Annotated in this window: 17 protein-coding genes and 1 pseudogene; 9 read left to right on the plus strand and 9 right to left on the minus strand. The window is 72.7% G+C overall.

All coding sequences use genetic code 11. The features are described 5' to 3' along the window. Nucleotides 1–57: 57 nt before the first annotated feature. Nucleotides 58–342, plus strand: coding sequence for a type II toxin-antitoxin system Phd/YefM family antitoxin (locus ACZ47G_RS24095; protein ID WP_380458614.1), 285 nt, complete (start codon nucleotides 58–60; stop codon nucleotides 340–342). Next, on the plus strand, nucleotides 335–757 hold the full coding sequence (locus tag ACZ47G_RS24100) for a type II toxin-antitoxin system VapC family toxin (protein WP_380458613.1): 423 nt from the start codon (nucleotides 335–337) through the stop codon (nucleotides 755–757). Before ACZ47G_RS24095 ends, ACZ47G_RS24100 begins: the two co-directional genes overlap by 8 nt. Nucleotides 758–848: 91 nt before the next feature. On the opposite strand, the gene ACZ47G_RS24105 is transcribed toward ACZ47G_RS24100, so the two are convergent. Further along, nucleotides 849–1,937, minus strand: coding sequence for a Gfo/Idh/MocA family oxidoreductase (locus tag ACZ47G_RS24105; protein WP_465745804.1), 1,089 nt, complete (start codon nucleotides 1,935–1,937; stop codon nucleotides 849–851). 162 nt (nucleotides 1,938–2,099) lie between these two features. On the opposite strand from ACZ47G_RS24105, the gene ACZ47G_RS24110 reads away from it, so the two are divergent. The 4 genes from ACZ47G_RS24110 (at nucleotide 2,100) to ACZ47G_RS24125 (ending at nucleotide 6,392) form a co-directional block, all read left to right on the plus strand. Beyond that, on the plus strand, nucleotides 2,100–2,879 hold the full coding sequence (locus tag ACZ47G_RS24110; protein WP_380458609.1) for an HAD-IIA family hydrolase: 780 nt from the start codon (nucleotides 2,100–2,102) through the stop codon (nucleotides 2,877–2,879). A gap of 81 nt (nucleotides 2,880–2,960) precedes the next feature. Continuing rightward, nucleotides 2,961–4,304 (plus strand): low temperature requirement protein A, encoded by a 1,344-nt coding sequence (locus ACZ47G_RS24115; RefSeq protein ID WP_465745807.1) that lies wholly within the window; start codon nucleotides 2,961–2,963, stop codon nucleotides 4,302–4,304. Nucleotides 4,305–4,382: 78 nt separating this feature from the next. After that, the gene (locus ACZ47G_RS24120; RefSeq protein ID WP_465745809.1) at nucleotides 4,383–5,111 is read left to right on the plus strand and encodes a uracil-DNA glycosylase; all 729 of its coding nucleotides are present in this window, start codon (nucleotides 4,383–4,385) and stop codon (nucleotides 5,109–5,111) included. 246 nt (nucleotides 5,112–5,357) lie between these two features. Further along, nucleotides 5,358–6,392 carry a glycoside hydrolase family 6 protein gene (locus tag ACZ47G_RS24125; protein ID WP_465745811.1) on the plus strand — a complete coding sequence of 345 codons (1,035 nt, stop codon included), beginning with the start codon at nucleotides 5,358–5,360 and terminating at the stop codon, nucleotides 6,390–6,392. A gap of 124 nt (nucleotides 6,393–6,516) precedes the next feature. Here the strand turns inward: ACZ47G_RS24125 and glxA are convergent, their stop codons facing one another. From glxA to ACZ47G_RS24150, 5 genes and pseudogenes are all read right to left on the minus strand, one after another. Then, nucleotides 6,517–8,448: a radical copper oxidase GlxA gene (glxA, locus tag ACZ47G_RS24130; protein WP_465745813.1), complete on the minus strand. Its 1,932-nt coding sequence runs from the start codon at nucleotides 8,446–8,448 to the stop codon at nucleotides 6,517–6,519. 35 nt (nucleotides 8,449–8,483) lie between these two features. Then, nucleotides 8,484–10,730: a glycosyltransferase family 2 protein gene (locus ACZ47G_RS24135; RefSeq protein ID WP_465745815.1), complete on the minus strand. Its 2,247-nt coding sequence runs from the start codon at nucleotides 10,728–10,730 to the stop codon at nucleotides 8,484–8,486. Nucleotides 10,731–11,288: 558 nt separating this feature from the next. Beyond that, a pseudogene (locus ACZ47G_RS24140) lies at nucleotides 11,289–11,480 on the minus strand (CoA-transferase); the annotation flags it as partial. 171 nt (nucleotides 11,481–11,651) lie between these two features. Beyond that, a complete protein-coding gene (locus ACZ47G_RS24145; RefSeq protein ID WP_465745817.1) occupies nucleotides 11,652–12,932 on the minus strand; it encodes a polysaccharide deacetylase family protein in 1,281 nt (426 codons plus the stop codon). A 356-nt stretch (nucleotides 12,933–13,288) separates the two neighbouring features. Continuing rightward, nucleotides 13,289–13,876: a DedA family protein gene (locus ACZ47G_RS24150; protein ID WP_465745943.1), complete on the minus strand. Its 588-nt coding sequence runs from the start codon at nucleotides 13,874–13,876 to the stop codon at nucleotides 13,289–13,291. 732 nt (nucleotides 13,877–14,608) lie between these two features. Between ACZ47G_RS24150 and ACZ47G_RS24155 the strand changes: the two genes are divergently transcribed. Next, entirely contained in the window at nucleotides 14,609–15,700 is a 1,092-nt protein-coding gene (locus ACZ47G_RS24155) for an LLM class flavin-dependent oxidoreductase (RefSeq protein ID WP_465745819.1), read from the plus strand. 53 nt (nucleotides 15,701–15,753) lie between these two features. On the opposite strand, the gene ACZ47G_RS24160 is transcribed toward ACZ47G_RS24155, so the two are convergent. After that, nucleotides 15,754–17,742 carry a putative bifunctional diguanylate cyclase/phosphodiesterase gene (locus ACZ47G_RS24160; RefSeq protein WP_465745821.1) on the minus strand — a complete coding sequence of 663 codons (1,989 nt, stop codon included), beginning with the start codon at nucleotides 17,740–17,742 and terminating at the stop codon, nucleotides 15,754–15,756. A 559-nt stretch (nucleotides 17,743–18,301) separates the two neighbouring features. Then, on the minus strand, nucleotides 18,302–18,727 hold the full coding sequence (locus ACZ47G_RS24165; protein ID WP_465745823.1) for an OsmC family protein: 426 nt from the start codon (nucleotides 18,725–18,727) through the stop codon (nucleotides 18,302–18,304). Between the two features lie 235 nt (nucleotides 18,728–18,962). On the opposite strand from ACZ47G_RS24165, the gene ACZ47G_RS24170 reads away from it, so the two are divergent. Together ACZ47G_RS24170 and lepB are read left to right on the plus strand one after the other, a co-directional pair. Continuing rightward, nucleotides 18,963–19,298 carry a chorismate mutase gene (locus tag ACZ47G_RS24170; RefSeq protein ID WP_465745825.1) on the plus strand — a complete coding sequence of 112 codons (336 nt, stop codon included), beginning with the start codon at nucleotides 18,963–18,965 and terminating at the stop codon, nucleotides 19,296–19,298. Between the two features lie 268 nt (nucleotides 19,299–19,566). Next, nucleotides 19,567–20,328, plus strand: coding sequence for a signal peptidase I (lepB, locus tag ACZ47G_RS24175; RefSeq protein WP_465745827.1), 762 nt, complete (start codon nucleotides 19,567–19,569; stop codon nucleotides 20,326–20,328). 10 nt (nucleotides 20,329–20,338) lie between these two features. Here the strand turns inward: lepB and ACZ47G_RS24180 are convergent, their stop codons facing one another. After that, on the minus strand, nucleotides 20,339–21,460 hold the full coding sequence (locus tag ACZ47G_RS24180) for an EamA family transporter (RefSeq protein ID WP_465745829.1): 1,122 nt from the start codon (nucleotides 21,458–21,460) through the stop codon (nucleotides 20,339–20,341). Between the last annotated feature and the right edge of the window lie 103 nt (nucleotides 21,461–21,563).

Consider the following 21,563-nt stretch of genomic DNA (forward strand, 5'->3'; position numbering starts at 1 on the left):
TCCCGCAGTACCGCCCGGGGCGTAGCCACGGGTGCTACACGGGGCTACCGTGGAGGCATGAAGACGATTACCCAGCGGGAGTTCCGGAACAACTCCGCCGCGGTGATGGACGCGGTCGAGGCCGGGGAGACCTTCCACATCACCAGGAACGGGGTCGAGGTCGCGGAGCTGCGACCGGTGTCCGGGCGGCGGCGGCTCACCGCGGAGGAGCTGGTGGCCCGGCACGTGAAGCTGCCGCGGGTCGACTACCAGCAGATGCGCAAGGAGGCCGAGGAGTACTTCGGCCCCGACGAACTGCTGGGCGACGACGGCGACGACCCGTTCGAGCGGCGACGTGGCTGAGCGCCGGAGAGCACCCCGGCGGCGGCCGGCCGGAGTGCTGGACACCTGCGTCTACATCGACCTGGCCCTGCTCAACCCCGGCGACCTGCCCGCCGTGCCGGAGCTGACCGCGATCACCTTCGCCGAACTCCAGCAGGGCGTCTCGATGGCGCGCGACCCGATCAGCCGGGCGGCCCGGCTGGAGGTGCTGGGCGCGGCGATGGCCGACTTCGACCCGCTGCCCTTCGACGCGGCCGCCGCCGCCCGCTACGGCACCCTCGTCACCCTGACCATCGCCGCCGGACGGCAGCCGCGCCCGCGCCGGATCGACCTGATGATCGCCGCCGTCGCCTCCGCCCACGGGCTGCCGCTGTACACCCGCAACGTGGCCGACTTCCGGGGTCTGGGCTCGGCGGTGGAGGTCATCGGGATCTGAGGCGCCCCCGGAAGGTGCACGCCCCGGAGGTGCTCACCCCGGGAAGTGCTCGCCCCGGGGAGCTCACCCGGCGGCGCTCACCCGGCGGCGCTCAGGCCGGCCGGACCGTCGTCCCGGTGGCCGCCGAGGCGCGGGCGGCCTCCAGCACGGCGAGGGTGGCCACCGCGTCGCGCGGGTCGACCGGGGGCGGGGTACCGGGGGAGGCCAGGGCGGCGGCGATGCCCGCGTAGTACGCGGGGTAGTCGCCCGGGTCGGTGGGCAGGGAGGTCGCGGACTCGTCGGTGCCCAGGGTGCCGTAGTGCGCGGGCAGGTCGGCGCCCCACGGGTGGGCGCCGTCCGGGCGGTGGCCCGCCCGCAGGTCGCCCTCCTGCGGATCCATGCCGTGCTTGACGTAGCCGGCGGCGTCGCCGAGCACCCGCAGCCGGGGGCCGATCAGCGGGGTGATCGCGCTGGTCCACAGGTGCGAGCGGGTGCCGGAGGCGTGGGTCAGCGCGAGGAAGGCGTCGTCGTCCACCACCGCGCCGTCGCGCCGCACGTCGATCTCCGCGTACACCGTCTCGACCGGCCCGAACAGGGTGAGCGCCTGGTCGACCAGGTGGCTGCCCAGGTCGTACAGGGTGCCGCCGACCTCGGCCGGGTCGGCGAGCTCGCGCCAGCCCGGCTTGGGCTTGGGGCGGAAGCGCTCGAAGCGGGACTCGAAGCGGTGCACCCGGCCGAGCGCGCCGCCGCGCACCAGCCGACTCGCGGTGAGGAAGTCGCCGTCCCAGCGCCGGTTCTGGAACACGGACAGCAGCACGCCCCGCTCCTCGGCGAGCCGGCACAGCTCCAGCGCCTCGGCGGCGGTCGCGGCCAGCGGCTTGTCCACGACCGTGGCCAGGCCCGCCCGCAGGGCGGCTCGGGCGAGCGGGGCGTGGGTGCGGTTCGGCGAGGCGATGACGACCAGGTCCAGCCCGTCCGGGTCGGCGAGCAGCTGCTCCGGGGTGTCGACGGCCCGGGCGTCCGGGTGCTCACGCCGCAGCTGCTCCCGGCGCTCCGGGTTGGCGGTGACCACGGAGTCCAGCCGCAGCCCCGGGGTGGTCGCGATGAGCGGGGCGTGGAAGGCGGAGCCGGCCAGGCCGTAGCCGATCAGTCCGACGCGCAGCGGGCGGTCGTGTGGGGAGCGGGGCGTCTGCGGGTTCATGCCGCCCACTCAATCACGAGGCGCCCGGTTGCTCCCGGTTTCCGCCGGTCGGCCGTCGCATCCCGCGCAGCGGGACGTCCTGTCCCGGGCCACCGGCGCCGATTAGGCTGTGCCGCGTCAGGGCCCTCCGCACGACGCTGCAACACTTCAGGAGACACGCACGTGGCAGACCGCAAGCCCATCGAGTCCTGGCTGACCGACATGGACGGTGTCCTCATCCACGAGGGCACGCCGATCCCCGGCGCGGAGGAGTTCCTGCGCAGGCTGCGGGAGTCCGGCAAGCCCTTCCTCGTCCTCACCAACAACTCCATCTACACCCCGCGCGACCTCAGCGCCCGACTGGCCGGGATGGGCCTGGAGGTGCCGGAGGAGTGCATCTGGACCTCGGCCCTGGCCACCGCCAAGTTCCTCAAGAGCCAGCGCCCGAACGGCACCGCGTACGTGATCGGCGAGGCCGGCCTCACCACCGCGCTCTACCAGGCCGGTTACGTGCTGACCGACAACAACCCGGACTACGTCGTCCTCGGCGAGACCCGCACCTACTCCTTCGAGGCGCTCACCAAGGCGATCCGCCTGATCAACCAGGGCGCCCGGTTCATCTGCACCAACCCGGACGAGACCGGCCCCTCCCCCGAGGGCGTGCTGCCGGCCACCGGCTCGGTCGCGGCCCTGATCACCAAGGCCACCGGCGTCGATCCGTACTTCGTCGGCAAGCCCAACCCTCTGATGATGCGCGAGGCCCTGAACACCGCCGGCGCCCACTCGGAGACCGCCGTGATGATCGGCGACCGGATGGACACCGACATCGTCGCGGGCATGGAGGCCGGCATGGAGACCATCCTGGTGCTCACCGGTCTGACCTCCGCCACCGACGTGGAGCGCTTCCCGTACCGGCCGACCCGGGTGGTCAAGTCGATCGCGGACCTGGTCGAGCTGGTCTAGCCTCTGCGGTGCAGTCGCGAGCCCCGTCCCGGCCGAGCGCCGGGGCGGGGCTCGTTCCGTACGCGTGGGAGGGCCGGGCGGATGAGCACGACGGGGGAAGCGGCGAGAGCGGCCGCGGGCGGGGCGGAGGGGCTCGCGGAGAAGCGGGTCACCTGGGCGGAGCTCTACTTCGACCTGGTCTTCGTCTTCGCGATCACCCAGGTCTCCGGGCTGCTGCACCACCAGCACGACCTCACCGGACTGGCCCGGGCGCTGGTGGTGTTCGTGCCGGTGTACTGGTGCTGGGTCGGCACCACCGTGCAGGCCAACATCCGGGACGTCGACAACCTGCGCGACCGCCTGGGCATCCTGCTGGTCGGACTGACCGGCCTGTTCATGGCGCTCGCCATCCCGGCCGCGTACGGGAGCCGGGGCGTGCTGCTCGGCGCCGCGTACTGGTCGGCCCGGGTGGTGCTGCTGCTCATGCTGCTGCGCGTCCCGGGCGTCTGGCGCGGCCCGTACGGCGCGGGCGTGCTGGTCAGCGGGCCGCTGCTGCTGGTCGGCGGACTACTGCCGGACGGGCCGCGGCTGGCACTCTGGGCGACGGCCGCGCTCTGCGACCTGTCCGCGCCACTGGTGTTCCGGCGACGGCTCGCGGACGTGGCGTACCACCCCTCGCACATGCCGGAGCGGTTCGCGCTGTTCCTGCTGGTCGCGATCGGCGAGTCGATCGTCGGGATCGGCGGCCCGGCCGCCGCGGCCAGGCTGGACGCACCCGAACTGGTCGCCGTGGCCGCCGCGTTCACCATCTCGGCCGGGCTGTGGTGGCAGTACTTCGTCTACGCGGCGGACGCCATGCGGCACGCCGTGGAGGTCGCCGACTCGCGGCGGGACGTGATCCGGCGGATCTTCCAGTACGGGCACCTGGCGCTGGTGGCCGGGGTGATCGGAGTGGCGGTCGGCTTCGAGGAGACGGTCGCCGACCCGTGGCGGGCGCTCGGCGCCGGGTCGGTCGCGCTGCTGTACGGCGGGTGCGGGCTGTACCTGCTGACCTTCGGGTACACCCGCTGGATGATGTTCCGCCGGGTGTCCACGACCCGGATCGTGGCGGCGGTGGTCGTGCTGGGGCTGCTGCCCGCGATGGTGCGGCTGCCGGCGCTGGTGGTGCTGGTGACCCTGGCGGTGCTGCTGGTGGCGCTCAACGGGGTGGAACACCTGCGGGTGGCGCGGGCCGCTGCGACTGGTGCTGCTGCGGGAGCCGCTGCCGCTGCGGCTGCGCTGGGTGCTCCGGGTGCCGGGACCGCCCCTGCGGCGTCCCCCGCCGCCCCCGGCGAGGCGGCTTCCTCCCCGGCTCCCGCCGCCGCCCCCGCCCTCACCTCCCCCTCGGCCCCTGCCGCCCCTGCAGTGCCCCCCGCCGCGCCCGGCGAGGCCGCTCCCGTGGAGTGAGTTGTCGGTGGGGCTGTGTAGCGTTCGGGGTGTAAGAGGGCGGGCGGCGCAGCAGCCGCGGTGTGGGAGGTAGATGTCGTGACGGACACGGTCGAGGCGGGCTTGGTCGAGGCCGGCGGGGACGGCGGGCTGGAGCTGCCCGAGTCCTGGCGTGCGGTGCTCGGTGCCGAGACGGAGAAGCCGTACTTCGCGGAGCTGGCGGCCTTCGTGGCGGCCCAGCGCGCGGAGCACGAGGTGTTCCCGCCGAGCGGCCAGGAGTTCGCCGCGCTGGAGGCCACCCCGTACGAGAAGGTCCGGGTGCTCGTCCTCGGTCAGGACCCGTACCACGACAACGGCCAGGCCCACGGCATGAGCTTCTCGGTGCTGCCCGGGACGAAGACGCCGCCCTCGCTGCGCAACATCTTCAAGGAGATGGACGCCGACCTCGGCATCCCCGCCCCGGACAACGGCTACCTGATGCACTGGGCCGAGCAGGGCGTGCTGCTGCTCAACGCGGTGCTCACGGTCCGTGCGCACGAGGCCAACTCGCACAAGGCCAAGGGCTGGGAGAAGTTCACCGACGCGGTGATCAAGGTGGTGAGCGAGCGCGAGGAGCCGGTGGTCTTCGTGCTGTGGGGCAACTACGCCAAGAAGAAGCTGCCGCTGATCGACACCGAGAAGCACGTGGTGGTCCAGGGCGCGCACCCGTCGCCGCTGTCGGCCAAGCTGTTCTTCGGCAGCCGCCCGTTCTCGCAGATCAACACGGCGCTGGCCGGCTTCGGCGGCGAGCCGATCGACTGGCGGGTGCCGAACCTGAAGCAGGACTGACGCGCAGTCGGGCTGGTGTCCGGCGGGGCCCGGCCGGTGGCCGACCGGGCCCCGCCGGTCCGGTCCGGTGTGGTGGCCGCGGGTGGACGGGTTCGGATTCCCGTTCGCCCACGGCCACTTGCCGTTCACCGCCGACGACCGTCCGCCGGGGTGGGGTGTGCTTAGCTGGAGCCGACCGGTCGTCGGAGCGGTCCGACGGGGGCGGGAGTCGGCTCGGAGGGGCGGTACGTGCGCGGGGTGGGACGGGTGGGAACGGTTCGGTGGGCGGCGCTGATCGCGGGTCTGACGATGCTTGCGGTCTCCGGCTGCAGCGGTGCGGACGGCGGTGCGGCGAGCAGTGGCCCCGGCGCTCCCGGCGCCTCAGCCGTGCGCCCGACGGGTGGCTCCGCCGGCCTCGACCAGCTTCCCGGGCAGGCCTTCTACGTCTCCGACCAGACCAATGCCGCCCAGCAGGTCGCCGCGCTGCGCGGCCAGGGCCGCTCGGCCGAGGCCGACACCCTGCTGCGGATCGCCGCCCAGCCCTCCTCCCAGTGGCTCGGCGAGCAGGGCGCCCGGGAGATCGCCGACCAGGTGAGCCGGCGGGCCGCCGAGGCCGGCCGGACGGCCGTCTTCGTCGCCTACGACATCCCGCACCGCGACTGCGGCCAGTACTCGGCCGGTGGCGCGCCCGACGCCGCCTCCTACCGCTCCTGGATCACCGGGATCGGCCAGGCCCTCGGCGACCGCAGGGCCTGGGTGGTGCTGGAGCCGGACGCCGTCGCCCACACCCTGGACACCTGCGGGATCAAGGGCGACCTGGCCGCCGAGCGGTACGGCCTGCTGGCCTTCGCCGTCCAGGAGTTGAAGAAGCACCCCAACGTGCGGGTCTACCTCGACGCGGGCAACCCCGGCTGGGCCCAGGACCCGGAGGAGATGGCCGCCGCGCTGCGCAAGTCGGGCATCGCCACGGCGGACGGCTTCGCGGTGAACGTCGCCAACTTCTACCCGACCGACCGGAACGTGGAGTACGGCAACCGGCTCTCCGCCGCCCTGAGCGGGAAGCACTTCGTCATCGACACCAGCCGCAGCGGCAACGGCTCGGCGGGCGCCGAGTCCTGGTGCAACCCGCCCGGCCGGGCGCTCGGCGAGGCGCCGACCGACGCGACCGGGCGGCCCGGGGTGGACGCCTACCTGTGGATCAAGAACCCGGGGGAGTCGGACGGCGAGTGCGGACGCGGCGAGCCCCGGGCGGGCCAGTTCTGGCTGCCGTACGCGCTCGGGCTGGCGCAGGCGGCGCACTGACCGGCCCGTCGGCGCTGCGCTGTCGGCCGTGCTGCCCTGTCGCCCGGGGACTCGCGCGCCCGGTGACTCGCGCGCCCGGTGTCTCGCGCGCCCGGTGACCGGCTCGGCGGTTCGGCCACGGCTGTCAGCCGGCGACCTGGACCCAGCGGGCGACCGACGGGGTGCCGGCGGCGTCCGTCAGGAACAGCATGTACCAGCCGGGCGGCAGCAGGTTCGGGTTGCCCGGAAGGGTGAGCGAGACCCCGTCGGCGGTGCGGCCGGTGACGTCCAGGGCGACCGAGCGTTGCTCGACGTCGGTCGCGTGGGTCACCGAACTGGGCCGGATCAGCTTGGCGGTGGTCACCGCGTCCGGCCGGGCGGTGCCGATCTTCAGGGTGCCGCCGGGCTTCGCCGTCGAAGGCGCCGCGGTCACCTCCGGGCGGTCGCCGTGGTACAGGTACGGCGGGGTGTAGATCTCGATGCGCTGCTCGAAGCCGCCGGGCTGGGTCTCGGCCTTGTCGGCGAACAGCGGGTTGGAGCCCAGGACGGCGACCCGGCCGTCCGGCAGCAGCAGCGCCTCGGAGTGGTAGTCGCGGCCGACGGCGGGCTCGGCGGCGGTGCTGAAGCTGTTCGAAGTCGGGTGGTACACCTGCGCCTTGGGCAGGTCGCTGTCGCCCCGGCCGCGGTAGCCGCTGGAGCCGCCGGTGGTGAACACGGTGTCGTCCGGGAGGATCACGCTGTTGAGGTAGCGGGTGCCGCCGGCCGGAAGGTCCGGGCCCGGAGTGAAGGCGGGCGCGGGGGCGGACAGGTCGACGATGTCGGTGCGGGCCGTGGACAGCGGGGACTCGCCCACCCCCCCGCCGCCGAGCACCATGACCTTCTGCGCCTGCGCGGGCGGCAGCAGCACCGAGGAGGAGGTCTCGGTCAGGTTGGGGTCGCGCAGGCCGGGCACGGGCTGGAAGGCGTCGTTCGAGAGGTCCCACACACCGGGCTCGCGGCCCTTGTCGGCGGGGCCGTAGCCCGCGTTGGAACCGGAGTAGAAGAGCTTGCCGCTCGCCGTCAGGAAGATGGACGGGTAGGTCGGGAAGTAGCGGTCGGGGGCCTTGGCCCAGGTCTTGGACTTCGGGTCGTAGACCTCGTTCTCGTTGCCGTCGAGGATCTGCCCGGTGTCGTCCAGGCCGGAGACGGTGACCACCCGGCCGTCGCCCAGCCCGGTCAGGGTCGGGTACCAGCGGGCGTGCGCCATGTCGGTGACCTGCTCGTACAGCTCGGTGTCCGGGTTGAACTCGAAGGCGGAGCGGATGCCCTGGTATTCCTGCTTGTCCAGGGTCAGCTTCTCGCTCTGCCCGTACAGGTTGTGCGCGTCGACGCCGGTCAGGCCCTTGACCCGGTACTGGGCGGGGGAGTTGGTCACGTAGTCGGTGCCCGTGCCGACCGCCTCCACGAACACGTGCTGCTCGCCGGCGGTGACCACGGTCTGCTTCCCGGAGCCGCTCTTGGTCGCGGCGGGGACGGTCACCTCGACGGTGCTGGCGTACTCGCGGCCGTTGGGGGCGACGAACACGGTGCCCTTGGGGAAGGTGCGGTCGTGCTCCGGGCTCTCGTTGCGCACCCGCATCACGCCGGCCGCCTTCTTCACCGCGCCTTCCAGCTTCTCGTACCGCTGGGTGCCGCCGGCCACCAGCACCCGGCCGTCCGGGAGGGAGGCGTGGCCGCCGCAGAACATGTCGGCGGGGGTGGGTATCAGCTTGTAGGTGTTCTTCGCCGGGTCCCAGAGCAGGCTCTTGAAGGTGCCCGCGTTGAACTGCTTCTCGTCGTTGCCGGAGCCGGCCACGATGAGCACCTTGCCGGTGCGCAGCAGGGTGGCGTGGACGGCGTTGACCCGGAACTCGGCGGGCAGCGTCAGGGTCTGCCAGTGGCCGTACTGCGCCTTGTACTCGGGGCGGTTGATCACGTACTGGTGGTACTGGCTGCTGGCGAAACCGAGGACGGCGGGGGCGTTCATCCCGGCGACGGTCAGCGCGACGGTGCTGCCGAGGGCGAAGCGCTTGGTGCGGCCGGTCTTGTGGATCTTCACGGTGGTGATCCCCTCGGGAGGCGGGCGGGACTGGCTCAGTGGGTGGGCGTGCCGCTCTGGGCGTGGTCGGGCGGCTGCCGGCCGGGGGTGCGGCCGTCGTGTGCTTGGCTGCCGGGCGCGTGGTCGCCGTGGGCGTGACTGCCGGGCGTGCGGTCGCCGTCGGCGTGGTCGTCGAGTGTGGCCAGGCGCAGTTGCAGCGTCGGGCTGTCGAGCCCGTCCGGGCCCGGACGTGCCCCCTGCGCCGGGACCCTCGCCGCCGCGACCCTCGCCGCCGGGGGCGCGGCGGCGGTACGGGCGTGGCGCGGGTGGCGCTTCTCCAGGACGACCCTGGGGGTGGCCGACGGCCCTCCGGTCACGGTGAGGGTGGCGGTGGGCGGGGTGCGCCGGCGGCGGACGGCGTCGCCGGCCGAGATCAGCAGCGGCAGCACGGTCAGGACCAGGGCGATGCAGGCCCAGGTGCGCATCGCGACGTGGTCGTAGCCGGTGTGGAAGGACGCGGCCACCGCACCGCCGAACACCAGGGCCCAGAACAGGTGGTAGCGGAAGGTCCGGAGCCCGTCGGTGCTGGCCGAACTGCCCTTGGGCGTCACCACGAAGCGGTTGCGGCGGCGTACCAGCGCCTGGAGCAGCGAGGCCGCGTACACCGGGCCGCAGAGCGCCGACATCACCATGCCCGCGACCCCGGAGGAGCCGGCCGGCTCGTGCGGGCTCACGTTGTGCTTGCGGTTCCAGGTGTAGAGCAGGAGTTGGAGCGCGGCGGCGTCGCTGTAGAGCATCATCCAGAGCTCCGAGGAGACGTGCACGCCGGAGGCGCCGAAGCCCAGGTAGAGCACACTGGACACCCCGCCGAGCAGCCAGGTGAGCGCCGCCATCGGGTAGAAGCCCACCATCAGCGTGTAGTTGAGCGCCCGGCCGGGCGACAGTTGCCAGAGCACCCGCCAGTACTGGCGGAGCAGGGTCTCGTAGGTGCCGCGGCTCCAGCGCAGTTGCTGGGAGAAGAAGTCGGTCCAGGAGGCCGGGCCTTCGCCCACCGCGAGCACGTCCGGGGTGTACACGGACTTCCAGCGGTCTCCGGTCTCCGGGTTGCGGCTCCGGTGGAACTCCAGACCGGTCGCCATGTCCTCCGTGATGGAGTCGTACAACCCGCCGATCGACTGGAGCGCGCGGATTCTCACGGCGTTGTTGGTTCCGACGAACATCGGTGCGCCGTAACGGTTTCCGGCGCGCTGGATGAGTGCGTGGAAGAGGTACTGCTGGCTCTCCGAGAATTTGGTGACGGCCGATCCCGAGCTGCGGTAGTTCCCGTACACCTGGGGGCCGACCACGAATGCGACGTCCGGATCGCGGAAGTAGCCGAGCATGCGCTCGCAGAAGTCGGGCAGCGGTACGTGGTCGGTGTCGACGGACACCCAGAAGTCGTAGTCGTCGCCGTGGGCCTGGAGCCAGGCGTTGTAGTTGCCGTGCTTGGTCCGGGCGCGGAACCGCCCCTTCGGCCGGTTCCAGTGCGGGTGCCCGGCGCGGCTGAAGTGCCGGACGCCCAGTTCGGCGCACAGGGACTGCATTGCAGGATCGTTTCCCTCGTCCAACAGCCAGACCTCGTACGGTCCTTCGTGCCGCACCGCACGGGCCGCCGTCAGGGTGGCCCGCACCATCTCCGGCGGTTCCTTGCCCGGCACGCGGGTGGTGAGGAACGCGACCCGGGTGCCGGACTCCGGCGTCACCGGTATCGGATCGCGGGCCACCAGGGTGGCGTGGGTGTTGGAGACGACGTTGACCAGCCGGAACACCTCGACCACGGCGATGATCCCGATCATCACCTTGTCGCCCAGCAGCACCAGGGTGTTGGTCTCGTCGGGACGCTCCGGCCAGTGCTCCGGCAACAGCAGCCAGACCAGCAGGATCATCTCCACCAGCGGCGCGGCCAGCAGCAGCAGGGCGGCCCGGATCCGGTGCGGCTCGTGGCGTAGCAGGCTCCGGTACTGCACCCGGTAGGGGGCGGCCGGTTCCGCGCCGGCGGACTCCCGGACGCCGCCGCCGACGTCGGCGTCCGGGAGTCGGTTGGCGCCCGGTTCCGGTCGGTAGACACCCCCGCCGAGCTCCCGGTCCTCGTCCGGATCGACCGCCGGACCCGCCAGACGGCTGAAGTGACCGTAGTCGTACGGGGCTTCGGGCACCGGTATGGCGCGTAACGCGCTCTCGTCCAGCGGCCCGGCGCCTCGGCGGCGGCCCCGGCGACCGGCTCGGTTGCGTTCGTCCTTTCGCTGCGAGGACGGCGTGGTCATGGCGTGCTCCCCCCGGAGTGTTGCGACGTGCTGTGCTTGGCGTTGCCCGCCCCGGAGCGGCCCGGACTGGCCCAGAGCCGCTCGGGCGGAACGCGGCCCGGCGAACTGCGGGCGTTCCCAGGGCGCCGGGCTGTCAGACACGCCTCGACGCGCTCTGACACACTCCGACGTGCTCCGACATGCTCTGACACCGGAATCCGGCGCATGGAGCCCGACACGCGGAGTGTGTGCGACCGGTTCGGTCGCGGGCCGGCTCGGCGGCTCCGAATGCGGGAGCCCGATGCACTCCCCGGCTTCCCCAGCGGGCGTGAAGGAATCCCCGGCTTGCTCAACTCTCCTGGAGCGTAACGCCGATCGCAACCGCTCCACCAGACGATCGCCGCTCAGGCGTGAAGATACTACGGTTCCTGGCCACGGTGGCTTGCCATGGTGCTAATGCAGAAGAATTCGGTCCGGTGGTGGTTGGACGATGTCCCGGCGGGAAAGCGAACGGCCGGATCACCGGGGGGAGTTGTCTCCCCGTAAGTGATCCGGCCGGGTGGGGCGTTGCGGTTTTCGGCGGCTGGTGGCCGGTTGCGTGAGCTCCCGGACGATCTTCGGAGAGCCGTCCCGGGCGGTGTGCTCCATCACGACCACCAGCCGGCGGGCGCCGTGCACCAGGTCCATCGCGCCGCCCATGCCCTTGACCATCCGGCCCGGGATCATCCAGTTGGCGAGGTCACCGGCCGCCGACACCTGCATCGCGCGGAGCGTAGTCGCCCCGAGCCGGAACGGCCGCGGCCGGAGGAGTGCGAACACCCGCCGACCGTAACGGTCAGTCCAAGCCTCGTCGCCCCGATCCCGTCGGTCCAGTCCCGCCGGTCCGTCCGTTCCGGTCCGGGCCTGCCGGGTCCGGTCGAGTCCGGTCCGCCCCCGGGCGGGTCAGCCCGCCGCGCCGAGGAAGCCCTCCCAGCCGCCCGCCGGTGCCTGGCCGACGTTGAGGGTGCGCAGCTTGCGCAGGGTCGACTGGTCCTGCACCTCCAGCCATTCGACCAGCTGCTTGAACGAGACCAGCCGGACCTCGGGCTTGCCGGCGATGGCCTTGAGGGCCTCTTCGACGGCGTCCATGTAGATGCCGCCGTTCCACTGCTCGAAGTGGTTGCCGACGAAGAACGGTGCGCGGTTGCTGTTGTAGGCGCGTTCGAAGCCGGCCAGGTAGGAGTTGGTGGCCTGGGTCCGCCAGTCGTTGTACTTGGACGGGTCGCCCTTGGTGCTGCCGCTGGACTGGTTGGCCAGGATGTTGTAGTCCATCGACAGCACCTGGAAGGTGTGCCCGGGGAAGGGGATGGACTGCAGCGGGAAGTCCCATATCTTGCCGTCCTGCACTTTCTGCGGCCATATCTGCAGACCACCGGCGGAGCTGGCGTCGTACTTCCAGCCCAGCTTGGCGATGGTCGGCAGCAGCGCCTTCTGGCCCTCCAGGCATGGGGTGCGGCCGCCGATGAGCTCCTTCTTGTAGTCGAAGGGCAGCGGGTCGACGTCGGTGAAGCCGGTGTTGGTCCGCCACTGGGTGACGAAGGAGATCGCCTGGTCGATCTCGCTCTGCCAGTCCTCCGGGGTCCACATGTTGACCCCGTTCTTGTCCGGACGGCTGGAGCAGAAGTGCCCGTTGAAGTGGGTGCCGATCTCGTGTCCGGCCAGCCAGGCCTGGCTGACGAGCTTGAGGGTGCTCTTGACCGCGCCGTCCGACAGGTACGGGATGTCGGAGGCGCCGACCGCGTGCTTCGGCGGGTGGTACATCTGGGACTTGCCCTTGGGCAGGGCGTAGATGCCGGAGAGGAAGAAGGTCATCGTGGCCTTGTACTGCTCCGCCAGCTTGAGGAAGCGCGGGAACTGGCCGTCGTCGGTGCCGCCCGCGCCGTCCCAGGAGAACACCACGAACTGCGGCGGGCGCTCGCCGGGCTTGAGCTTCTCGGGCTTGGGCTGGTTCGGCTGCGGGCCGGTGTCCGCGTTGGAGCCGTCACCGATCGGGCTGCCCTTGGGCACTACGGCCTGGGTCGGGTCGGTGGTGCCGGACTGGCCTGAGTTCCCATTGCCGCCGGAGGAAGGTGAGGTGGAGTTCTGCCCCGAACCGGATCCGCCGCTGGAACAGGCCGAGACCGCGCCGAGGGCTGCGGTCGCCGCGGTTGCACTGAGCACCGTCCTGCGCGAGATGCTGGTCATGGTCTCCCCTGGGTGCCGATGACCGGTGGTGAGGGCGGCCCGGGGCCGGACCGGTCAAATCGGGCAATTGATGAATATTCCGCCGTTAGCATGTCATGTCGCCGCAGCGGTTTCCAAGGTCGCCCGGCTCCGACGACAGTCAACACGCGGGGAACGCCCGGCCGGGCTGCAGGGATTCGTCGTCTGTTGCGGTCCTGTGACGCTTCGCACCGCACGGCGTCAGGGGAGTACGGTACCGCCGATCTGTCCCGCTTGGTCAGAGTTCGTCAGCGCTCGGTACGGGCCATCGCCCTTAAGGGAAAATTGTGCTCCTGACGGAGCCCCGTGGCCGGATCGCGCCGATCGTCCGGGACCGGTCAGAGTGCGGCCAGCCGCCGGTTGCGACGCACTATTCGCGCGATCGCGGTGCTGATGGCGGTCGCCGCCGCGCAGGACACGGCCAGACTCAGCCAGGCCGTGTTGAACCAGTGGCTGTTCAGCCAGCCCAGCGTCACGATGTAGGCGGCCCAGACCAGCGCCGCCAGCGCCGACCAGTGCAGGAAGCGATGCGGATGGGCGGGGGAATGGCCGATGGCCAGGTCCAGGACGGTTCGCCCGGCCGGGACGAACCGTGCGACCACGACCATCGCGGCCGCCCCGCCGTGCGGGCGCTCGACCAGTGACTGCTGGACCCTGGCGACGCTGGCCGCCAGTTTCGGACGCTGGGCCAGTCTGCGCTGCAACACCGGGGCGCCGCGCCGTGCGAGGTGCAGCAACAGGAGGTCGCCGAGGAAGGAGGCCACCGCCACGCCCAGGCCGAGCATTATCGGAGCGCCATTGATCTGAGCCGTCTTGAGCACGGCCAGGATGACCAGGGTGCCGCTCGGGATGAAGGGGAGTAGCGCGTCGCCGAGTACGGCGAAGAGCGCAAGGGCGCAGATCCACGAGGATCCGATCGCCGCCACGAAGTTCAAGGCCTTACTCCCTCCACGCCGCCCTGGTGGAGCAGGTGGCTCTGAGGTCAACGCTAGCGCCTCGACTTTTCATCTCATGAAGCACCCCGGGGCGGCGGAGGTCACACCAGGGGACCGCGGCTTCAGGGTTCGGTCGCGCAGCACGCCCGTCCGCGGGCGGACGGGGCTCCGGGTTCGGCCGCGACGGGCCGGCGGGTGAGGGTGGGGAAGGAGCACCGGAAACGGAACGAGCCCCCGGGGCGGGGTGCCGCGCCGAGGGCTCGCAGGGATCGTCCGGTGCTGGTCCAGCCCGGCGACCTTGCTGACGGAACGCGGATCCGCTCGATGATCCAGCTCCTGATCGCCAGCCTGCCCGATGCCCGCGGTCGATCGCGAGCGCTGCGGCTGGCGACTTCCGACCCTGGCGTGAAGTCGCCATCCGTGTCCGCCCGCTGGCTCTGAGTCATCCGAACGGTCGGTCGGCCGGCCGGCGCGAACCGGCCGCGACGCAGCGGAAACTCACGCGAATCTCATTCGGTCGGCTGTCGAACCGCGCCCCGAACTCACCCGGAACTCACCGGGATCTCACCTGCATCGAGCGCCCGGCACGGGAACAGTGGGCCCGCGGCGGTGGTTGACGTCCGTCGGCAGCAGCGACCGCCGGGCCTCCGAGGCCCGCGCGGCCGCCCACGACGGCCCGGCTCGGAGAAGAGCCGGACCACCACAGCCAGGAGGGCGGACGGCATGACCACCGAGGACCAGCAGGAGCACGGAACCGGGCCGGGGGCCAGTGAGGCGATCCGGGGCACCGCCCGCGGCACGGCCCCCGCTCCGCTCTCGATCCTCGACCTGGCCACCGTCGGCGTCGGCTACACGCCCAGCGAGGCCCTGGCCGCCACCACCGAACTGGCCCGCCGGGCCGAGCAGTGGGGGTACCACCGCTTCTGGGTCGCCGAGCACCACGGCATGCCCGGAGTGGCCAGCTCGACCCCGGCCGTCCTGCTCGCCCACCTCGGGGCCCACACCACGACGCTCCGGCTCGGCTCCGGCGGCGTCATGCTCCCCAACCACGCACCGCTGGCCATCGCCGAGCAGTTCGGTCTGCTGGAGGCCCTGCACCCGGGCCGGATCGACCTCGGGCTCGGCCGCGCCCCCGGCACCGACCCCGCCACCGCCCGGGCGCTGCGCCGTGGCGTCAGCGAGGGCGCGGACGACTTCCCGCTGCAACTCTCCGAACTGACCCACTTCCTGGACGGCGACTTCCCCTCCGGCCACCCGTACGAGCGGCTGACCGCCGTGCCCAAGGGCGAGGGCCGCCCGCCGGTCTGGCTACTCGGGTCCTCCGGCTTCAGCGCCCAGCTGGCCGGCCGACTCGGCCTGCCGTTCGCCTTCGCCCACCACTTCAGCAGCGCCAACACCGTCCCGGCCCTGGATCTGTACCGGGCGTCCTTCCGACCCTCCGCCGTGCTCGACGAGCCGTACGCGCTGATCGGCGTGAGCGCCGTCGCCGCCGACGACGAGAGCGCCGCCCGCCGGCTCGCCCGTTCCGCGGCCCTCGGCATGCTCCGGCTGCGGCGCGGCAACCCCGGTCCGATCCCCACCCCGGAGGAGGCGGAGGACTACCCGTACAGCCCGGTCGAGGCGGACTTCATCGACAGCTGGCTCGACAACGTGGTGCTGGGCGCCCCGGGCCAGGTCGCGGACGGGCTGGAGGCCCTGCGCAAGCGGACCGGGGTGGACGAGCTGATGGTCACCTCGCACATCCACGGCCACGAGGCCCGGCTCCGTTCCTACGGCCTGATCGCCGAGGCGTACGGCCTTGCCGCCACGGCCTGACGGTCTGACCGCCAAGGCCGGACCGTCAGGGCCGGACCGTCAGGGCCGGACCGTCAAGGACGGCCGGTCGGGGCGGGGCGGCCCTCCCGGAGTATGGCCGCGACCAGTTCGGCCTCGCCGGGCCGGGCGAAGTACCAGCCCTGGGCGGTGTCGCAGCCGGTGAGCCGGAGCCGCTCGGCCTGGGCGGCGCTCTCGATGCCCTCGGCGGTGACGGTCAGGCCGAGGGTGTGGGCCAGCTGCACCATCGCGCCGACGATCTGCTCGTCCGCGTCGCTGCGCCGGGAGCGGAGTGCCGGAAGAGCCGACCGGTCAGGCCCGCCTGGTCCGCCAGACCGGTCCGGCCCGCCGGACCCGCCAGGTCGGTCCGTCGCCGCCGTGCCCGCGGCCGCGACCGGCGCCGGGTCGCGGAAGCCCTCGATGAACGTCCCGTCGAGCTTCAGGACGTGCACCGGCAGTCGGGAGAGGTAGGCCAGGTTGGAGTAGCCGGTGCCGAAGTCGTCGATCGCGATCCGCACGCCCATGTCGGCGAGCGCCTGCAGGGCCTGCAGCGGTCGGCCGCCGGGGCCGAGCAGGGCGCTCTCGGTGATCTCCAGCTGGAGCAGCCGGGCGGGCAGGCCGGTGCGTTCGAGGGCGCGGGCGACGTCGGCGACCACGTCGGAGTCCCAGATCTGGCGGGCCGCCAGGTTGACGCTCACGAAGGTCTCGGTGTCCGGGAACTCGGTGAGCCACTGCCGGGCCTGTCGGCAGGACTCCTCCAGCACCCACTTGCCGAGCGGCACGATGGCGCCGGACTCCTCGGCGAGCGGGATGAAGCGGTCGGGGGAGAGCGTCCCGTACCGGGGGTGGCGCCAGCGGACCAGTGCCTCGGCGCCGTGCACCGTGCCGTCGGCCAGGCCGACCAGCGGCTGGTACTCGATGGTGAACTCGCCGCGCTCCAGGGCCGGCCGCAGCGCGGTGGCGAGGCGCTGGCGGGTGAGCTGGTGGGCGCCGCGGTCCGGGTCGTAGAGGGTCCAGCGGGCACGGCCGTCGGCCTTGGACCAGTAGAGAGTGGCGTCGGCGTCCTTGACCAGGTCGGTCGGGGTGGTCTCGTGCACGGACCGTTCGACGACGCCGACGCTGGCGGTGATCACCAGCCGGTGTCCGGCGACGTCGAAGGGACGTTCCAGCACCTCCAGGATCCGGTCGGCCAGGGCGGTCAGCTGCGCGCTGTCGGTGCTGTCGCTGACCAGGACGGCGAACTCGTCGCCGCCCATCCGGGCCACCAGGTGGGTGTCCGGTACGGAGAAGCCGCTCCGCAGCCGGGCGGCGACGGCGATCAGCAGCTGGTCGCCGACGTGGTGGCCGAGGGTCTCGTTGATCGCGGCGAAGCCGTCCAGGTCCAGGTAGCAGACGCCCACCCGCCGTCCGTCCGCCGCAACCGGCGCAGCCACGGCCGCCACCGACTCGGGAGCCGTGCGCTGGTCCCCGGTGCCCGGCAGGCAGGCGGCGTCGAGCCGTTCGAAGAAGAAGGTCCGGTTGGGCAGCCGGGTCAGCGGGTCGTGCAGGGCCTGGTACTCCAGGCGGTCGCCGAGCCGGCGCTGCTCGGTGAGGTCCTCGACCAGCGCGAGGGTGTAGAGCGGCTGCCCGGCAGGGTCCCGGATCAGCGAGACGGTCACCTTGCTCCAGACCGTGTGGCCCTCGCGGTGCCGCAGCTGCTTCTCCACCCGGAACCGTTCCCGCCCGCCGTGGACGAGCCCGGCGAAGAGCCGGTGCGGCAGGCCCTCCGGGTCGATGATCTCGTGCAGGTGGGTGCGGGCCAGCTCGCCGACGTCGCGGCCGATCAGGGCGGCGAAGGCGGGGTTGACCTCGATGATCCGGTCCTCGGGGTCGATCAGCGCCATGCCGATGACGGCATCGCAGAAGGCGGCGCGGAACCGGGACTCACTGGCCCGGAGCGCCGCCAGCAGTCGGTCGGGGCCGCCGTCCGGCCCGCCGGGGGCGGTGACGGCACCGGAGTGCGGGCCGTCCGCCAGCGGGGCCGAGCAGGTCGGGCAGAGCAGCACCCCCGGGTCCTCCAGGGTGCCGCAGGCCGTAGCCGTAGCCGTGGCCGTAGCCGTGGCCGTGGCCGTTGCCGCGGCCGCGGCCGCGGCGGGGGAGGCGGCCGGCGCTGCGAGGTGGCGGTGGTGTGACGATTCCTCGTGTCGCACGCCTGGGTGGTGTGCGTCGGCCCCCTCGTTCTGGCCCGGCACGGCATGCTCCCGTCCGCTGCTGACACTTGACGATGGTCCGCCTGGCCGATCGGGATTCCGGTGGCCGGCTCCGCACTCTGTCGGGGCCTCGGGGTCGGTCCGCTGCGGGGCGTCCGCCGTGGGGCGTTGTCGCGCGGGGACCCGGGTGGAGAACAGGGCGCTTCGGCCGATCATAGGCCGCGACGGCAACGCGCGGTGACCGCCGGCAGGGTGATTCGCCCCGTTTGTGATCATGCATGGCGGAACGTTCGGACGCCCCCGGTACACCTCACCTGAGGTGCGTCGGGGGCGCGTGCGCCGAAGCCACGCCCCGGGCGCCGATTGCGCGCCGGGGGCGGGACCGGGGTGCGCCCCGGCCGGGCCGGGGCGGCGGTCAGGCCAGCTTGGCCGTGAGGGTGATGGTGGTGCCGGTCAGGGCCTGGCTGACCGGGCAATTGGCCTTGGCGTCCTCGGCGGCGCGGACGAAGCCGGCCTCGTCCAGCCCGGGCACCTCGCCGGTGACGGTCAGGTGGATGCCGGTGATACCGGTGCCGGGCTGGAAGGTGACGTCGGCCTGGGTGTCCAGGCTGGTGGGCGGGGTCCCGGCGCCGGTGAGGCCGTGCGAGAGCGCCATCGAGAAGCAGGCGGAGTGGGCGGCCGCGATGAGTTCCTCGGGGCTGGTCTTGCCGTTGGGCTCCTCGGCGCGGGCCGGCCAGGAGACGGGGTACTCGCCGATCCCGGAGGAGGCGAAGGTCACCTGCCCCTTGCCGTGCAGGAGGTCGCCCTCCCAGGCGGTGCGGGCGGTGCGGGTGGTTGCCACGATCGGTTCCTCCAGTGCTGAGGGACTGCTGGGTCGTCACTCCGGTCATGCACGCACCACCCTACGGGCAGCCCCGTCGCGGAGCCGGGCGGCGGACGGTCCGTCGGCTGTCCGGATGCCGGACGGTTCCCCCGAACGGTGGCGGTCCGGCGCGGGGGCCCTGTTAGATTTGCCGGGGCCCGAGCCCGGCCGCCGTACGGTCGGGCGCCCACCCCAGACACCGGGAGCCGCCCCGATGACGGACCAGCCCACGACCCCCGACGCCGGCGCGCCCGAGGGGATCGACGACGCGGTACGGGCGGAGCTGACCAGCCTGCGCGAGAGCATCGACAACATCGACGCCGCGGTGGTCCACATGCTGGCCGAGCGCTTCAAGGCGACCCAGCGGGTCGGTCGGCTCAAGGCCGAGCACAAGCTGCCGCCGGCCGACCCGGCCAGGGAGCGCGACCAGATCAAGCGGCTGCGGGAGCTGGCCGCCGGGGCCAAGCTCGACCCGGTCTTCGCGGAGAAGTTCCTGAACTTCATCATCGCCGAGGTCATCCGCCACCACGAGGCCATCGCCCGCGCCTGAACGCGCCACCGCTGAGGGCGGACCGGGGCCGGCGAGGGCCCCGGTCCGCCCGCAGCGGCAGCCTCCCGGCCGGCGTGAACCGACGGCGACCGGGGCCGCCCTCCGGCGGCGGCCCGCGGTCCGGTGATGTCGGGGGCGGCTAAGTCCCGGATTTCGTGCGGCTCCCCGGTTGGCGTAGCGTGCAGGTTCCCCCAGCCGGAGAGGTGGAGCAGCGACGATGGCGGTGAACCTGCCCGAAACGCCCAGCGGAGCTCCCAGCGAACCCGCCGTGTCAGCCGTACCGGCCGTACCGATCGCCGGGAACGACCAGGACGCGCCCGGTGGCCGCGCCGAGGCCCGCCGCCGGGCCGGCGGTCCGCGTGGTCGCAAGGCCCGCCGGGCGGGGCGTCGGCCCCGGCCGTGGTGGATCGAGCTGCCGGTGATGGTGGTCGTCGGGCTGGTGGTCGCGCTGCTGATCAAGACCTGCCTGTTCCAGGTCTTCACCATCCCGTCCGGCTCGATGGAGAACACCCTGCGGGTCGGCGACCGGGTCGGCGTGAACAAGCTCGCGCCGTTGACCGGCTGGGAGCCGGAGCCGGGGCAGCCGGTGGTGTTCAAGGACCCGGGGAACTGGCTGCCGCCGCAGCCGGTCGACTCGAACCCGTTCACCAACGCGGTGAGTTCGGTGCTGAGCTTCGTCGGGCTGGTGCCGCCGAAGGACGACAACTACCTGGTCAAGCGGGTCATCGCGACCGGCGGGGAGACCGTGCAGTGCGCCGGCACCACACTGACCGTCAACGGCAAGAAGGTCGACGAGCCGTACCTGCACCCCGGTGACGACTCCTGCGCGGGCATGGACTTCGGCCCGGTGACGGTGCCCTCGGGCTACATCTGGGTCGAGGGCGACCACCGGAGCGACTCGGCGGACTCCCGCTGGCACCGGCAGGGCCCGGGCGGCGGCGCCGTGCCGGTGGGCAACGTGGTCGGTCCGGTGTCGGCCGTGGTGTGGCCGATCGGTCACGTCGACTGGTTCGGCTGGACCGGCCGCTGACCCGGCCGGACTAGAGGTCCGCGCCGGCGGCCCCGGAGGCCGTCGCACCCGAGGTCATCGCCCCGGAGGCCGTTGCCCCCAGGCCCGTCGCCCCCAGGCCCGTCGCCCCCGCAGCGGCGACGGGAGCGGAACCGGTGACGGGAGCGGAACCGGCGACGGTGACCGCTCCGCCGCTGCCGTCCTCCGCAACCGCCTCCTCCACCGCCGGCGGCTTGCTGGTCTGCGCGGCGACCGCGCCCGCCAGCACCAGCAGACCGCCCGTGACCTGCGGCAGTCCCAGGTGCTCGCCGAGCAGGACCCAGGCCAGCACGGTGGCGACGACCGCCTCCAGGTTGGCCACCACCCCGGCGACCGGCGGCGAGAGGTAGCCGACGGAGATGACGCCGGTGAGGTAGGCGAGCACGGTCGCGATCAGCACCATCCAGGCGGCCGGGATCAGCGCGGGCAGGCTGTGCCCGTTCATCACCACGGACCCGCCGAGCAGGCTCCAGTCGGCCTGCCAGGGCCGGGTGAGGACGGTGAGCAGCACGGCGCCGATCAGCAGCCCGAACGCGCTGACGGCCAGCGGGTCGACCGGGCGCTCGCCCCGGCGGCCGGCGTCGGCGAGCAGGAAGTAGCCGACCTGGCAGAAGGCCGCGCCGAGGCCGAACAGCACGCCCAGCGCGTCGAAGCTCAGGCCGTTCCAGACCTCCACCACGCAGGCCAGCCCGGCCACCGCGACGCCGGCACCGATGGCAGCGCCCCGGGTGATCGGCTTGCGCTGGACGAACTTGACGTAGCCGATCAGCAGCGGCGGCCCGAGGTACTCGATGAGCAGGGCGACGCCGACCGGGATGCGGGAGATCGCGGCGAAGTAGCAGGCCTGGACACCGGCCACGGCGAGCAGGCCGAAGCCGAGCATCAGGCCGGGGCGGCGCAGGACGGCGTCCCGGTGCCGGTAGGCGATCGGCAGTAGGGCCACGGCCGCGCCGGTGACCCGGAGCCACACCACGTGCATGGGGGAGAGCCCGGCCTCGATCAGCGGCTTGGCCGCGGTGCCGGAGCCGCCGAACGCGAAGGCGGACACCAGCGCGAGGCCGAGGCCGAGGGTTCGGCCTGGTGGGAGGGTGGGCGAGGCCGTTGATCTGTGCACTGGCGCATTCTGACAGTCATACCAACGCTTCGGTAAGGCGCCATTTCGTCATTCGGTCCTGGTTCCAACTGTCCGTAAAGGCGCCCTCACACCGACGCCCGCC

The sequence above is a fragment of the Kitasatospora sp. NPDC030952 genome, assembly GCF_055571335.1.